12 protein-coding genes are annotated in these 14,638 nt (G+C 39.3%); 6 read left to right on the top strand and 6 right to left on the bottom strand.

Annotation, left to right across the window (positions count from 1 at the left end):
- Window positions 1–101 precede the first annotated feature (101 nt).
- Together FCN14_RS02625 and FCN14_RS02620 are read right to left on the bottom strand one after the other, a co-directional pair.
- A complete protein-coding gene (locus FCN14_RS02625) occupies window positions 102–1,391 on the bottom strand; it encodes an amidohydrolase (RefSeq protein ID WP_246043081.1) in 1,290 nt (429 codons plus the stop codon).
- 193 nt (window positions 1,392–1,584) lie between these two features.
- Complete coding sequence (locus tag FCN14_RS02620) at window positions 1,585–3,768, bottom strand: glutamine synthetase III family protein (protein WP_138429538.1); 2,184 nt, start codon at window positions 3,766–3,768, stop codon at window positions 1,585–1,587.
- A 288-nt stretch (window positions 3,769–4,056) separates the two neighbouring features.
- Between FCN14_RS02620 and FCN14_RS02615 the strand changes: the two genes are divergently transcribed.
- From FCN14_RS02615 to FCN14_RS02605, 3 genes are read left to right on the top strand one after another with little or no spacing between them, the layout of a single operon-like run.
- The gene (locus FCN14_RS02615; RefSeq protein ID WP_138429537.1) at window positions 4,057–4,953 is read left to right on the top strand and encodes a 1,4-dihydroxy-2-naphthoate polyprenyltransferase; all 897 of its coding nucleotides are present in this window, start codon (window positions 4,057–4,059) and stop codon (window positions 4,951–4,953) included.
- Window positions 4,950–6,038 carry an o-succinylbenzoate synthase gene (menC, locus tag FCN14_RS02610; RefSeq protein ID WP_138429536.1) on the top strand — a complete coding sequence of 363 codons (1,089 nt, stop codon included), beginning with the start codon at window positions 4,950–4,952 and terminating at the stop codon, window positions 6,036–6,038. Before FCN14_RS02615 ends, menC begins: the two co-directional genes overlap by 4 nt.
- Complete coding sequence (locus tag FCN14_RS02605; protein ID WP_138429535.1) at window positions 6,029–7,531, top strand: AMP-binding protein; 1,503 nt, start codon at window positions 6,029–6,031, stop codon at window positions 7,529–7,531. Before menC ends, FCN14_RS02605 begins: the two co-directional genes overlap by 10 nt.
- Before the next feature lie 42 nt (window positions 7,532–7,573).
- On the opposite strand, the gene purD is transcribed toward FCN14_RS02605, so the two are convergent.
- The 4 genes from purD to gatB form a co-directional block, all read right to left on the bottom strand.
- A complete protein-coding gene (gene purD, locus FCN14_RS02600) occupies window positions 7,574–8,857 on the bottom strand; it encodes a phosphoribosylamine--glycine ligase (protein WP_138429534.1) in 1,284 nt (427 codons plus the stop codon).
- 96 nt (window positions 8,858–8,953) lie between these two features.
- Entirely contained in the window at window positions 8,954–9,727 is a 774-nt protein-coding gene (gene tpiA / locus FCN14_RS02595; RefSeq protein ID WP_138429533.1) for a triose-phosphate isomerase, read from the bottom strand.
- Window positions 9,724–11,094, bottom strand: a complete 1,371-nt coding sequence (locus FCN14_RS02590) for a TlpA family protein disulfide reductase (RefSeq protein WP_138429532.1) — start codon at window positions 11,092–11,094, stop codon at window positions 9,724–9,726. The genes tpiA and FCN14_RS02590 overlap by 4 nt, the downstream gene beginning before the upstream one ends.
- A 35-nt stretch (window positions 11,095–11,129) precedes the next feature.
- Window positions 11,130–12,578, bottom strand: coding sequence for an Asp-tRNA(Asn)/Glu-tRNA(Gln) amidotransferase subunit GatB (gatB, locus tag FCN14_RS02585; protein WP_138429531.1), 1,449 nt, complete (start codon window positions 12,576–12,578; stop codon window positions 11,130–11,132).
- 96 nt (window positions 12,579–12,674) lie between these two features.
- Between gatB and FCN14_RS02580 the strand changes: the two genes are divergently transcribed.
- From FCN14_RS02580 to FCN14_RS02570, 3 genes are all read left to right on the top strand, one after another.
- Entirely contained in the window at window positions 12,675–13,268 is a 594-nt protein-coding gene (locus FCN14_RS02580) for a hypothetical protein (protein WP_138429530.1), read from the top strand.
- Window positions 13,269–13,409: 141 nt separating this feature from the next.
- Entirely contained in the window at window positions 13,410–13,955 is a 546-nt protein-coding gene (locus tag FCN14_RS02575; RefSeq protein WP_138429529.1) for a peroxiredoxin, read from the top strand.
- Window positions 13,956–13,973: 18 nt separating this feature from the next.
- A complete protein-coding gene (locus tag FCN14_RS02570; protein WP_138429528.1) occupies window positions 13,974–14,567 on the top strand; it encodes a carboxymuconolactone decarboxylase family protein in 594 nt (197 codons plus the stop codon).
- Window positions 14,568–14,638 lie beyond the last annotated feature (71 nt).

The following is a 14,638-nucleotide window of genomic DNA, read 5'->3' as shown; positions in this document are numbered from 1 at the left end:
TGCTACAAACACAACTAACCAACAGAAAGGTTCCCCAAAAAGAAAAACCCCTGACCTTTATATTGTCAGGGGTTAAAATTCATTCTATATAAAACCAGTAACTACTTGTCATTCTTAACCATATAATCGTAGGCCAAACGAGCAAGTGATTTAACACCTAGCTTCATTCCTTTTTCCTCAATGTAAAAATCAGGGGTATGGTGTGGAGCAGCATCAGCGGGATTCATTCCTTTGGGCATACCACCTACGAAATAGTAAAAACCTGGAACCTTTTTTTGGAAAAATGAAAAATCCTCGGCACCAGTAATGGCATCAGTAAGCACCACATTTTCATTTCCAGCAATAGCTTGTAAACTGGGCACCATCTCTTCGGTAAGCTCAGGATCATTATATGTTACCGGGTATCCTTTTTGAATATCTACCTCAACAGAAGCACCCATACTTTCTGCAGTTTTAGTGGCAACATGGCGAATTTTCTCGTGTATAATCTTCTGCATTTCGGTATCAAGTGTACGTATAGTCCCGATCATTTCAGCTTTTTCAGGGATAATATTATTTCTAACCCCAGCCTGTATTTTTCCCACTGAAATTACAGCTGCCGCCTTGGTAAGTTCTGTCTGCCTACTGATAATAGATTGCAACCCTTCTATAATCTTGGCAGAAGTTACAATAGGATCTACGCCTGTCCAGGGTGTAGAGCCATGTGTTTGTTTACCATTCACGGTAATAACGAATCTGTCAGCTGCAGCCATAGTACCACGCGGTCGATAGCGAATGGTGCCTACCTCGGTTTGAGAGTTAATGTGTTGTCCGAAAATTACATCTACATCTGGATTTTTGAGTACTCCTTGTTCCACCATAAGTTCAGCACCGCCTTCTTCTCCTGGAGGAGCTCCCTCTTCAGCTGGTTGAAAAATGAACTTAACCGTTCCCCTGAGTTCTTCTTTTATATCAGTTAAAATTTTTGCCGCTCCTAGAAGCATTGCAATGTGAGTGTCATGCCCACATGCATGCATAACCCCCACTTCTTGTCCAAGATAGGTAGTCTTCTTTGTCGATTTAAAAGGGACATCGGTGCGTTCTTTCACAGGTAAAGCATCAATATCTGCGCGCAAACCTACTATTGGTCCTTTCATTCCTCCTTCAAGAACACCAACCACACCAGTATGTGCAACTCCGGTTTCCACTTTCATTCCCAAAGAACGCAGGTATTCAGCAATATAAGCAGCCGTCTCATCTTCTCTGTTAGAAAGTTCTGGGTTTTCATGGAAATGACGTCGCCATTCTATCACCTGGTCAAAAATTTGATCCGCCTGCTGGTTTATCTGTTGGTGAATCCTTTTCGTCTCGTCTTCTTGGGCAAAACTCTGAAATTGAAGCCCTAAAGACATAATAAATAATACCACAATCATTCTTTGAAAACATTTCATAATTGATACATAGCCCTTAATTAGATATTAGTTTGTCATATACTGTCGAATTATTTTCAAATCCGCAAAATGTTAACCCAAATTTTCACAGATATTCATTAAAAAAGGCGACGCCAAAAATGACGTCGCCTATTCTCACTAATGAACATATTGGTTATTTAACAAATAACATTTCCCGATAAATTGGCAGTGGCCAATAGTCATCGGCAACATGTCGCTCAAGGAAATCAACCGAATCACGAATCTTCGTCATCGCGGGTTTAACATTTTCCTTAACATGAGTTGCGCTATCGATTACCTCATCACTATCAGAGTTTAGTACGGCTTCCCGCAATTCCTCAAGTGCAGTGCCGAGGTCATTTAACCCCTTATTAACTTTTTTAAGCATGTTCTTAGATCCTTTGCTGTCAATGCCAAGCTCTTGAACACGCTCCACATTTTCTGCCAATTCATTCATATAACGAACTGCGGCAGGATAGATCATTGTTTTTGCCATCGATTCAGTGGTATCTGCTTCGATATTTAAGGTTGTTAAATATTGCTCTGCCCATATCTCCTGACGTGAGTGTATTTCGCGTTTATTTAGCACTTTGTGCTTCTCAAAAAGCGAAATATTTTTCTCATCAGTTAATTTTGGCAATGCATCAATAGTAGTTTTAAGGTTAAGTAAACCACGCTCCTCAGCTTCCTTTTCCCATTCTTCTGAATAACCATCACCGTTAAAGATGATATCTTTACATTCCCCCAATGCGTCTTGCATTACAGTACCCAGAGCATCTTCAAATGAGTTAGCTCCATCAACTTCAGCTTCCAGATTAGTGCATAATTCATCAATTGCATCTGCAACGATGGTATTTAGCACCACAATTGGGAATGAAATCGATTGACTGGAACCTACCGCACGGAACTCAAATTTATTACCGGTGAAGGCAAAAGGAGAAGTGCGATTTCTGTCACCGGCATGTTTTGGCAGTGAAGGTAATACAGGTGAACCAAGTCCTAAAAGACCACCCTGCTTTGATTCTTTTGCCACACCGTTAAGCAGCTGGGTTAATACATCTTCGAGCTGCTCACCAATATAGGCAGAAATAATGGCTGGGGGTGCTTCATTTCCTCCCAATCGATGATCATTACCGGCATGGGCAATACTGATACGAAGCAGATCTTGGTTTTCATAAACAGCCTTTAGTACAGCTGTAAAGAAGAACAGAAACTGCATATTGTCATGCGGATTATCACCGGGCTCCAGTAAGTTCATACCTTCTTTAGTAGCCATAGACCAGTTCAGGTGCTTACCGCTTCCATTAAGTCCATCAAACGGTTTTTCATGAAGCATACACTCAAGGCCATAATTTCTGGCAATACGCTTGAGTGTTATCATCATCAGCTGTTGATGATCGGCGGCAATATTGCAGGTCTCAAAAAGAGGTGCAATTTCATACTGGCTAGGAGCCACTTCATTATGTCGCGTTTTTACCGGGATCCCCAATTTATATAGTTCTTTCTCAGCTTCAAGCATAAAAGAGAGTACACGTTCCGGGATAGAACCGAAATAGTGATCATCCATCTCCTGCCCCCTGGGAGGTTTTGCTCCTACTAATGTTCGACCCGAGGTCATTAAATCAGGACGACGATAATAGAATTCCTGATCAATCAGGAAATACTCCTGCTCGGTACCTACCGTAGCAGCAACACGTTTGGTTTCAACATCAAACAGGTCAAGTGCCCTTTTGGCCTGTTTATTCAATGCTTCATTAGATCGTAATATCGGTGTTTTATGATCCAATGCTTCGCCTGTCCAAGAGGCAAAAGCAGTTGGAATACACAAGTAAGACCCATTTTCATTCTCCATAATAAAAGCCGGAGACGTTGGATCCCAAGCAGTATATCCTCGAGCTTCAAATGTCTGGCGAAGCCCTCCGTTAGGAAAACTGGATGCATCAGGCTCACCTTGAATCAGATCATTTCCAGAAAACTCAGCAATAGCCCCGCCACCTTGATTAGGGGTGATAAAACTATCATGCTTTTCTGCTGTTAAACCTGTTAATGGCTGAAACCAGTGTGTGAAATGTGTGGCTCCTTTATTCATCGCCCAATCTTTCATCGCTACGGCTACAGCATCAGCTACATCGGGATTCAACTGCTCCCCCTCGTGGATTGTCTTTTCAAGATCTTTCCAAATTGATTTGGGAAGTTGCTCCTTTAAATCTTCTTGCTGGAATATATTCTCACCGAATATTTCCGTTACATTCATGGATTCCATAGGCTCCCCATTTTTGTTGGGAGACCAGTTCCGTGCAGCAGCCAGCGTGTCGTAACGTCTAAGTGCTTTAGTCATTGAAGTAGTGTGTTCTTTATTTTTTTAAGTGATCGTTTTCGAATCGCTCTAAAGATAATTAAGATTTATATAATTGCACAAATTTTTTAATTATTTTTTTATTAAAGCATTAATTTAAAAGGTATATTATTTCATTTATTTAATTTTTTTATGTTTAGGGGGCTTAATATCAACTATCATCTAATTTAATTTTGTATAAATACAGTGATGGCTTGTTTTTTTAAGCAGAGGATTTATTACTATTATTGGACCAACAAATTATCCCCAATATTTACCCCATTTTTTACCATGCCGAACACCAATTATCTGAAATGTTGGATTCAAGCTGCGCGTCCTCAAACATTGGCTGCGGCATTTGTGCCCGTTTGTGTTGGAGCTTCCCTTGCTTATCACAATAACGCCTTTGATCTAATTCCAACTATTGTCGCATTACTTTGTGCCTTTTTAATTCAGATCGGAACTAATTTTGCTAATGATTATTTTGACTTTAAAAAAGGTGCTGACACTGAAGAACGTATTGGTTTTGAGCGGGCAACTGCTACAGGACAAATTTCTGCCAATACCATGCGTAATGCCACACTTGTTACTATGGGTCTTGCCTTTCTATTGGGGTTGTACCTTGTTTGGCATGCCGGTTGGGTAATTTTAGTAATTGGAATTCTATCATTAATATGTGGCATACTTTATACGGGCGGACCTTTCCCCTTAGGATATAATGGGTTAGGTGACCTTTTTGTATTCCTGTTTTTTGGCATTGTTGCTGTTATGGGTACCTATTATATAAATACTTTGACGTGGAGTGCTTCCTCCTTTTGGGCCTCTCTGGCTGTAGGAGCACTTTCTACCAATATATTAGTCGTTAACAATTTAAGAGATATTGAACAGGATGGTCCGGCCGGAAAAAATACCCTGGGAGTTCTCTTCGGAGAAGGGGTATTGCGGTGGGAATATTTAACTATGGTGATAATTAGCTGGGTGGTTCCCCTTTATTTTTATTACCAACTGGGATACAGTACAGTAATATTAATTCCCTATCTAAGCTTACCCATAGCAGTTATATTACTATTTCGAATTTGGACTAATAAAGATAAACGGAAACTAAATAAAACACTTGAACACACCGCTCAATTTATGGTCTTATTTGGTGTTTTATTTAGCACTGCTATTATTTTAGATGTACTATGAGTTTAACAGCTTATCAATATCACCTACCTTTCAAAAAAAAATTAGATACCAGTAGCAAAACTTTCGCCTACAGGAAAGGCATTGTACTGGTATACCAAACTAGTAGTGGAAAAAAAATATTCGGAGAAATAGCTCCTCTCCCCGGCTTTTCAAAAAACTCACTCGATAAGATCGAAACAGAACTTCAAGAACATGTTGATATAATTATTGAAACATTAAAAAGTTCATCTCCTGTCGTTGAACTCCAAAAAATGTATGATAAATTTACCTTTAGTCCCTCTCTAACCTTCGGCCTTGATACTATTGCCTATCAAACTACTGCATTAGATAAGGGAATTAATATGGCAGATATTTTATTTTCAACATACAATGAAACAGTACCAGTTAATACTTTAGGAAATTTACTGTCAGAAAACGTTTGTACTGAAGTTCATCAGTTAACCAGAAAAGGATTTAAAACAATCAAATTTAAAGTAGGTCGCAGTATTGAGACTGAATATCAGCAACTTCGGGAAATTCGTTCTACTTTTCCTGAATTAACAATTAGACTCGATGCCAATAGAGCTTGGACATTAGAAGAAGCCATTACAAACTGCAAGCTATTTTCACCCTTAGATATTGAATACCTGGAAGAGCCTTTAAAACGGGCTACTACTCAAATGTATAAGGAGCTCTTTCAGGCTACAAATTTGCCATTAGGTATCGACGAAACTATAATTAAAGATGATTTTTGGCCAGACATTTTACCATTTACATCACATGTGATTATAAAACCGATGGTATTAGGAAATTTTAAAAAAATATTTGCAACAAATACCCTTGCTAATACTCATGATAATAAAACAGTATATACCACAAGTCTGGAAAGTGGAATCGGCCGTATAGTAACTGCTCTTTTCGCCTCTGGACTGGGTAGCAACCAATCAGCACATGGCTTAACAACAGGTTCCTTACTAGATCGTGATCTTATTTACGACTCAAATAATATATTTAACGGAGTGTACCAACTCCCATTTAAGGATATTCCTTTTAGTATAGATTCACATATACTAGAACAATTATCTCAAATTAAACTATGGAAGTGAAAACGCAAACTAAAAATAAGGTCCCTACATTTTCTGCTCCCAGGGCAGAAGATCTTTTTCTTGGATCCAGTTTTGGATTACACAGTTATGGTGACCTAAAACAGTTCCAGCGTTTTTTTCTTCAATTTTTATTCGATTTTGATCACGACTTTGATAAACCGGTTGGGTTCATCTCACCTTCGACGGATACATTGGTTTTTGCCATTGCCGCCTGCTGGAACTTGGGTATTCCCTTTATTTCTTTTGATACCGAATCAACTGCTGCTGAACTAGAAACACAACTTCAACATATTGATACCGGCTTAATTTTTAGTAGTAAAGAATCACAAAAAAAACTAGACTATTCTCAGCAGATTGACATTAAGCAATTAGATTTACCTCGCTCCCTAACTGTTGATGTAAAGCTGGGATATGCAGCTGAAAATTTCATGCCATCAACAGAGCCTGAAAGTATTTTTGGTTATTTCTTTACATCCGGCACCTCAGGAACACCTAAAATAGTTCCTCTGAAACGCAGACAAATGCATTTTGCTGCTGAAGCATCGGCTCGGAATTTCAAACCAAGACTTAATCATTTTTGGTTACTTTGCCTTCCCCTCAATCATATTGGGGGTATCTCCATAATTTTGCGTTCTTTATTATATGGTTCTTCGATTTTCAGGATGAAAAGCTTTCACCCTGACATGATTCATACATTTCTCTCTGAGAATAAGCTATTCCAAGCAGCCTCGCTGGTACCCACTATGCTTAAACGGTTACTTAAGAGGAGAAACTTTCATGTACACAACAATTTTCATGCAATTTTACTTGGAGGGGGGCCAATAGACTCTCAACTAGTAAAAAGATGCAATGATCGTGGTGTACCCTTAGTACCCAGCTATGGAATGACTGAAACATGTGCCCAGATTGCAGCAAACCCGATTCTAAAACCTAAAGGCACATATGGCCCCATGAGTAGTGTTGGTAAAGTTTTTTCACCCAACAATATTCAAATCCGAGACAAAAGTGGTGCCCCTTTAGGCTTTAATAACTCGGGATCAATATGGCTTAAAGGGCCTCAAGTTTTTGATGGATATGTAAATATCCCTGATTCAAAAGTCTTTGATAGTAACGGATGGTTTAATACAGGCGACTTTGGGCACCTCAATGCCAATGATCAATTATTTATAGAAACACGCCGAACTGACCTTATCATTACGGGGGGAGAAAATGTATCTCCTTTTGAAGTGGAAAAGGTTCTTACCAATCTCGATAGTATATCTGAAGCAGCTGTAGTAGGCTTAGCTGATAAAGAGTGGGGGCAAAAGGTTGTAGCTGCAGTCGTGCCCGAAGAAAATCATTCGTTTGATGAGGGAAAAATCCAACATTCATTGAAATCTGAATTAGCCTCTTTTAAGATTCCTAAACAGATTATTCAAATCAACGAAATTCCCAAAACCAGAACAGGAAAAGTAAAAAGAAGCAAACTCCCCAAACTATTTAATAGTACGTAACTACTATAATATTAGGTTCTCACTCCCTTTTGCAGCAAAAAGCTATTGGTCTTTGTACCTTAGTCCTTTTGCTCCAATATCCGTTCGATAGTATTTGTTTTCAAAAGAGATTTTATCTACTTCATCATAAGTCTTTTTAATAGCCTTACCTAACGTATCAGCAGCACCTACTACACTCATTACCCGGCCGCCGTCGGTATAAATATGGCCATCTTCTTCTTTTGTGCCAGCATGAAATACCAATGTATCATCAGAAACATCATTAATACCCGAAATTTCTTTCCCTTTCTCGTATTCCAGAGGGTACCCATCGGAGGCTAAAACCACGCAACAACGATATAGTTTATCTATCGCTACATCTCGAGAATCGAGCTCACCATTAGAAGCTGCATACATTAAATCCAGAAAGTCAGATTCAATTGCAGGTAAAATAGCCTGACACTCGGGATCTCCTAATCGACAATTAAACTCTACCACTTTGGGTCCGTCAATTGTAATCATGAGACCACAATAAAGAATACCTTTATAAGGATGCTCATCTAATAACATTGCTGATATTGTGGGCAAGATAATCTCTTTTTCAACGCGCTGGAGCATACGACTGCCAATTACAGGAGTTGGGGCATAAGCTCCCATACCACCAGTATTCAGTCCGGTATCACCATCCCCAATTCGTTTGTGATCTTGCGCATAGTGTAGAATTTTAGCAGTCTGACCATCAGAAATAACAAAGACCGAAGCCTCCTGCCCTTCCATAAATTCTTCAACGACCAGGGTTTGGGCAGCATCTTCAAATTTATCACTCTTTTTAAGCTCATTAAGACGCTTTTCAACTTCTTGTTCTGTCTCACAGATAAAAACGCCCTTTCCACCGGCCAAACCATCTGCTTTCAGCACTACGGGATATTCCCCCTTTGATTTAATGACTCCAAGTGCTTTATCGAACTCTCTGCGGGTATAGGTTTCAAAATCGGCTGTTGGAATACGGTTTTCCTTCATAAACTCATTGGCAAACTTCTTGCTACCTTCGAGTTGAGCAGCATATTTCGACGGTCCAAAAACACTATGACCGTGTTTTTCTAGGAAATCAGTAATGCCATTGACTAACGGCTTTTCGGGCCCCACTACCGTTAGCGATATATCATGCTTCTCTATAAATTTGAGGATGGCATCAAAATCTGACAGTAACAGATCAACATTTGTCCCTAACTCTGCGGTCCCCGGATTGCCCGGCGCAATATATAGTTGGTTCAACTTATCTGATTGGGCGATGCTCCACGCCATAGTATGTTCACGTCCACCGCTTCCTAGAAGTAGTACATTCATGTGTTATTGCTGGTTTATTCTTCCTGGAAATATTTTTTATTTACAAATAATGTTTACAACAACCGACTTCAACTTCAAAACAAGTTGTTATTTCTGTTATGATGAAAGTTGATCAGCAATATCAATAATCTCAGTAAAACTATCGGCCTTTAATGAAGCTCCACCAATAAGCCCTCCATCAACATCAGGTTGTTGTAAAAGTTCCTCTGCGTTATGGGGCTTCATACTACCTCCATATAGTATTCGAATCTTTTCGGCCTTTTTCTGGCTAAACACTCCTTCAAGCACTGATCTAATCATCTTATGCATTTCTTGAGCCTGATCAGGAGTTGCTGTTTCTCCTGTGCCTATAGCCCAAATAGGTTCGTAGGCGATCACGACCTTTGCGGCATCTTTCTCTTCAACGGCTGTTAGAGCAGCCTGTATTTGCTTACGAACCCGTAACTTATGCTCATCCGCTTTTCGCTCTTTTAGAGATTCACCAACACAGATAACTATTTTCAAGTCATCGTCTAACGATTTTAGCACCTTGGCATTTACAATTTTATCTGTCTCTCCAAAGTATTCACGCCGTTCTGAATGGCCTAAAATCACATATTCACACCCAATTTCATTTAACATCTGAGTGCTTATTTCTCCGGTATAGGCTCCATTATCTTCAAAATGGACATTTTGTGCTCCCAGAGAGAGGCCTTCAATACCTTGCAATACATTGGCTGCAGCATGTAATGAGATCGAAGGCGGACATACCAAACCATCTACACCCTTGGGCAGTGACGTTGTGATTTCTTTTATACCATTAAGAAGTTCGGTTGTAGCAGATATGCCACAATTCATTTTCCAATTGCCGGCAATTAAAAAGTTCCTCATGATGCTGGTTTTTTTTCTTTTTTAATGAGTGTTCTAATACCATTAATGACGTCTTGATATTCAGTACCTACATATTTTCGGATAATTTTTCCTTTACTACTAACCAAGAAACGTGTTGGGACCAATCGAATATTGAATTTTTCTACTAACTGTTGTCTATCAAAAGACTCGGCATCGGCAACCGGCCACGGTTTAAGTCGTTCTTCAAAGAAAGCATCAATGGTAATCTGGCTTTGATTGAGTGGTAACGTTATGACCTGTAAACCAAAATTTTTATAAATACTATGAATTGCTATTGTCCGATCAAATTGGCTCTGATATAATCGATTCGACAGATCTGTTATTTCAAGGATATAAGGAGTACCCAATAAGGATTGTTGACTTATTTTTCGACCGTTATCCTCAAATGCAAAAGTTGGGATAGTATCACCCGGTGATAAATAACTTAAGTCATAACTCATAGATTTAACCCATTCTTCAGGCTGATTACTCTCAGAGAACCGTTCTTTAAATGCATCTAATTCTTTTTTTGCTGCATCAACACGAGCACTGTCATACAAAAGTTTGATGCGTTCCATGTTTATAAGCATCAATTTGTTCTTATTCTCTGTAATATCGTTTAATGTATCCAAATAGCTGAGAGCCGGGTCTAATCCTCTAGTCTTAGCGATATAGTTTTTACCAATCGTTGCCCCCACATCACTAAATTTATCTTGTTTTTGCACTGCGCGGAGACGTGCCATCATTTTATTATTATCTATCCCCTGCAGTACCTGAATTGCCCTGCGTGCCGCAAGTTCTGATGCAAAAGTACCTCGTTGTTCAGCGTAGACATCCCAATAGATATCGCTAAATTTCACGTATTCTTGCCTGAGAGTATCTCCTTTTAGCAGTCCTGCTTGTGCATAACGCTGAACTCTACTGAAGTTTTTATTAACTCGGTCATACACTTCCATCGCATTATGCTCTGTCGAGGAAATTGAAAATGACTTTTCCAAATTTGGTAACGTTCCACTAATATGGATAGAATCTCCATCAGCAAGTATTATTCCAACCCTTCCCAAATTTGTGCTGTTTCGACTTATGATAGCAGGATATCGCTGTTTCTTCTCAAATGAAACTTGCCCCGAAAATTCACCTGCTGAATCCGTAATGGCATAAAACAGGGTATCAGCATTAGTATTTGCTGAATCTTTTTTTATAACAGCCAACCCAATACCGGAGTAATCATTCGATCTCTGTACTGAGTCAGCAACTGAAAATTCAGCCGATATATGTGCCGTCTTTATGTTTGATTTTTTAGAACATGCCAATGCCATTAGCCCGATCAGGACTATCCCCAAATACCGATGTATAAAAGTTGTCATATTAAAATAGAATAGAATTTATGCAATACCCCTAATTAGTCATCCAACCGTTCACTAATGATCTCACGAACCATATTGGGATTGGCCTTTCCCTGTGAACGTTGCATCACCTGGCCAATAAAAAATCCGATTAGTCCTTTTTTTCCATCCTTATATCGTTCTACTTCATCAGGGTTCTTTTCAAGAACTTCATCAATAATCGGCTCAATAAAGCTACTATCAGAAACTTGTATCAAGTTCATCTCTTTAGCAAGTATTTCAGCTTCTTTATCTTCTTCAAGCATCGCATCAAAAATCTCAGTCATTGCTGAAGAATTTATCTTATCTCCTTCCCGAAGCTCAATAAGCCCTGCTAGTCGTTCTTCTGAAATAGAAAAGTCTTTAATCCCAATGCTTTGCTCATTAAGTACACGCAGTACTTCAGATAAAATTAGGTTTGCTACCGCTTTTGGATAATCAACATAAGAAAGCACCGTCTCGTAATAATCAGCCAGATACCGATCTTCGGTAAGCGTTTGGGCATCAGCGATGCTCATATCAAAATCATCCCGAAATCGCTTTTTTCGCACATCAGGCATTTCCGGAAGTTTTTCCTTAATTTCCCCTAACATCTCGTCGGTTACAACAACCGGTGGAATATCCGGCTCGGGAAAATAACGGTAATCATGCGCTTCTTCTTTGCTACGCATAGTCCGGGTTTCCATTTTATTAGCATCCCAGAGCAATGTCTGTTGTATAACTTCCCCACCATCTTCGATAAGTGCAATTTGCCGATCAATTTCGTATTGAATGGCCCGCTCAACATTACGAAAAGAGTTCATGTTTTTTAGCTCGGTACGAGTACCAAACTTTTCTCGACCAATAGGACGTACCGAAACATTAGCGTCACATCGGAGGCTACCCTCTTCCATATTGCCATCACAGATCTCCAGGTACTGTACAATCTGCTTAATTCGTTTCAGGTATTCATACGCTTCAGCAGGTGTTCGGATATCGGGTTCGGATACAATTTCAATCAACGGTACCCCGGCCCGATTTAAATCGATCAAGGTATGATAAGGGTCCTGATCATGAATCGATTTTCCGGCATCCTCCTCCATGTGTATACGGGTTATACCGATCCGTTTATCTTCACCATCCGTTGTAATATCTATATGCCCATCGTGGCAAATCGGTGTATCATATTGCGAAATCTGATATCCCTTAGGAAGATCTGGGTAAAAATAATTTTTCCGCGCAAATATAGACTTCCGGGCAACATCACAGTTGGTAGCCAACCCCATCTTAATAATATAACGCACTAAATTCTCGTTTAAGACAGGAAGTGTACCCGGATGTCCTAAACAAAGTGGTGAGACCTGGGTATTCGGTGATCCGCCAAATTCTGTGGATACCGGCGCAAAAGCTTTACTTTCTGTTAAAAGCTGGGCGTGGACTTCAAGCCCAATAACTGCTTCATATTTTTCGTGAACCGAACTGCTCATGTACAACTATTGATTATCAGTTAATTTTGATGGCGAAAGATATTAAACGTCTGGGACTTTTATTAATGAATATCTCAAAATTTAAGGATTTCCTCTTTGAGGAAATTTATATTGGCAAAATTTTTGATTAATCCCAATTTAATGGTGTATAACGAATTACATATTTTTGAGGAGAGCCAGCATCTTTTTTGGGGATTGGTGATTTTTGTGTGTACCTCTCTCGGCACTTACCTGCTGGCAGGATCGTTCATTTTTATAGATTGGAATATGTTCAATCCCAACCAAGTTGCAGCCCTTATTTTATTTCTAATTAGTTTTCGAGGCATTTTTATTTTATCTGAGCCCCTTTATAAATTTGTACTCTATTTTGAGGAACGAACGCTCATCATTGAAATTAGTAAAGGCACCTTATATGAAAATACTATAAAAATACCGGTTGATAATATTGAATCATTAAAATTTACTTCCCACAATGAGCGCAAACCTTCAGAAGCTTTATTCGACTTTTCCACTTCTTACCATCTTATGTACCAAAGTCGTGAAAATGCCAGCTATCACAAACTTATTGATGTAGAGTCAGCCTCTATCACACTGAAAGTTGAAGACATTGCTGATATTATGCGATTCATTAAAAAAGAAAAACCAGAAGTACATATCCCAAAGGAGCAGGCGACCTATTTCAATCTGTAAAACCAATATCAGATCCTAATAAACCTTCTCTATTAGCCCCGATAGATAAACTCGATTTTAGACTTCTCCTGAACACTCCTACCTTCTCTTCGATTTAAAATTCCTTCAAAACAAATTGCAATTAAAAAACAATACTAACGAATGATCACAGTAGGTCAAAAGTTTCCAGAATTCAAAAAAACAGCATGCATTTCCTTAGAAAAAGGGGAAGAGTTCACTGATATCGCTGACGATATCTTAGATAATGATGTTGATCAGTGGACAACCATGTTTTGGTGGCCAAAAGATTTTACTTTTGTTTGCCCCACAGAAATTGCTGCTTTCAATGACAGTTTTGACGAGTTTCGTGACCGGGACTGTACCCTCATCGGAGCTTCCACAGATTCTGAATTTGTTCACCTTGCATGGAGAAATGACCATGAGGATCTTCGTGATCTAAAGTTCCCAATGTTGGCTGACACCTCTAAGTCTCTTGCTGAAGAACTCGGCATTCTGGAGCCCAATGAAAAAGTAGCTTACCGTGCTACCTTCATCATCGATCCGGATGGAATTATCCGTTGGGTAAGCGTTAATGACCTTAATGTTGGACGTAACGTTGATGAGGTTATTCGGGTTCTTGATGCGCTTCAAACAGATGAACTCTGCCCATGCAACTGGGAAAAGGGTGAAGAAACTCTTACCGTATAATTTAAGCTCTTACGTTTTATGTTTGGAATAGCAGATACTAAAGATGTAAAAGATGATCTGGTTGAAGATTTAGGGCTAGAGGAAGAATACTCTTCCTCTTCCCTTGATGCACTCGTTGATGGCGATTCTCGCTATATCAAAGATCTCAGAGTTAACCTGAAAAAGACGCTAAAGTCAGATCATTTGAGCAAAAAGGAAGCAGCTATTATTGCACTGGCTATAGCTGTCAATGAAAAAAACGAACCGCTTAAAAAGTACTTCCAATCACTGGCTAGAGACCATGAGGCCACGGAAGAAGAAATTGGTGACGCCGTAGCTTGTGCTTCTCTGTTGGCAGCTAATAATGTACTGTACCGGTTCCGCCATTTTGTTGACAAAGAAGAGTACGACAAGCAATCAGCCGGCATCAAAATGAATATCATGGCAAAGCCAAAACTTGAAAAAGAGTTTTTTGAGCTTGTCAGCCTTGCTGTTTCAGCAGCTAATGGATGTGAATTGTGTGTACAATCGCATGAACAATCACTTCTTAAACTAGACAGCAACGAAAAACGTATCTTTGATGCAATTCGACTGGCATCAGTTATAACGAGTCTTGACAAGGTTATATATTAACTTATATCCTTTTTACAATCCCCAAGGGCGGCCACCTGGAATATCGGTACCGCCCTCTTTTAATAGGTATA

Source organism: Fodinibius saliphilus (assembly GCF_005869845.1).
Taxonomy (GTDB): Bacteria; Bacteroidota; Rhodothermia; order Balneolales; family Balneolaceae; genus Fodinibius; species Fodinibius saliphilus.
This window is presented reverse-complemented; position numbering and strand designations above follow the sequence as displayed.

Coding starts and splice junctions, on each gene's coding strand:
- gatB (WP_138429531.1), bottom strand. CDS start 12,578: ATGAGCAGTTCGGTTCACGAAAAATATGAAGCAGTTATTGGGCTTGAA.
- FCN14_RS02620 (WP_138429538.1), bottom strand. CDS start 3,768: ATGACTAAAGCACTTAGACGTTACGACACGCTGGCTGCTGCACGGAAC.
- menC (WP_138429536.1), top strand. CDS start 4,950: ATGAGTTTAACAGCTTATCAATATCACCTACCTTTCAAAAAAAAATTA.
- FCN14_RS02625 (WP_246043081.1), bottom strand. CDS start 1,391: ATGTCTTTAGGGCTTCAATTTCAGAGTTTTGCCCAAGAAGACGAGACG.
- FCN14_RS02590 (WP_138429532.1), bottom strand. CDS start 11,094: ATGACAACTTTTATACATCGGTATTTGGGGATAGTCCTGATCGGGCTA.
- FCN14_RS02575 (WP_138429529.1), top strand. CDS start 13,410: ATGATCACAGTAGGTCAAAAGTTTCCAGAATTCAAAAAAACAGCATGC.
- FCN14_RS02570 (WP_138429528.1), top strand. CDS start 13,974: ATGTTTGGAATAGCAGATACTAAAGATGTAAAAGATGATCTGGTTGAA.
- tpiA (WP_138429533.1), bottom strand. CDS start 9,727: ATGAGGAACTTTTTAATTGCCGGCAATTGGAAAATGAATTGTGGCATA.
- FCN14_RS02605 (WP_138429535.1), top strand. CDS start 6,029: ATGGAAGTGAAAACGCAAACTAAAAATAAGGTCCCTACATTTTCTGCT.
- purD (WP_138429534.1), bottom strand. CDS start 8,857: ATGAATGTACTACTTCTAGGAAGCGGTGGACGTGAACATACTATGGCG.
- FCN14_RS02615 (WP_138429537.1), top strand. CDS start 4,057: ATGCCGAACACCAATTATCTGAAATGTTGGATTCAAGCTGCGCGTCCT.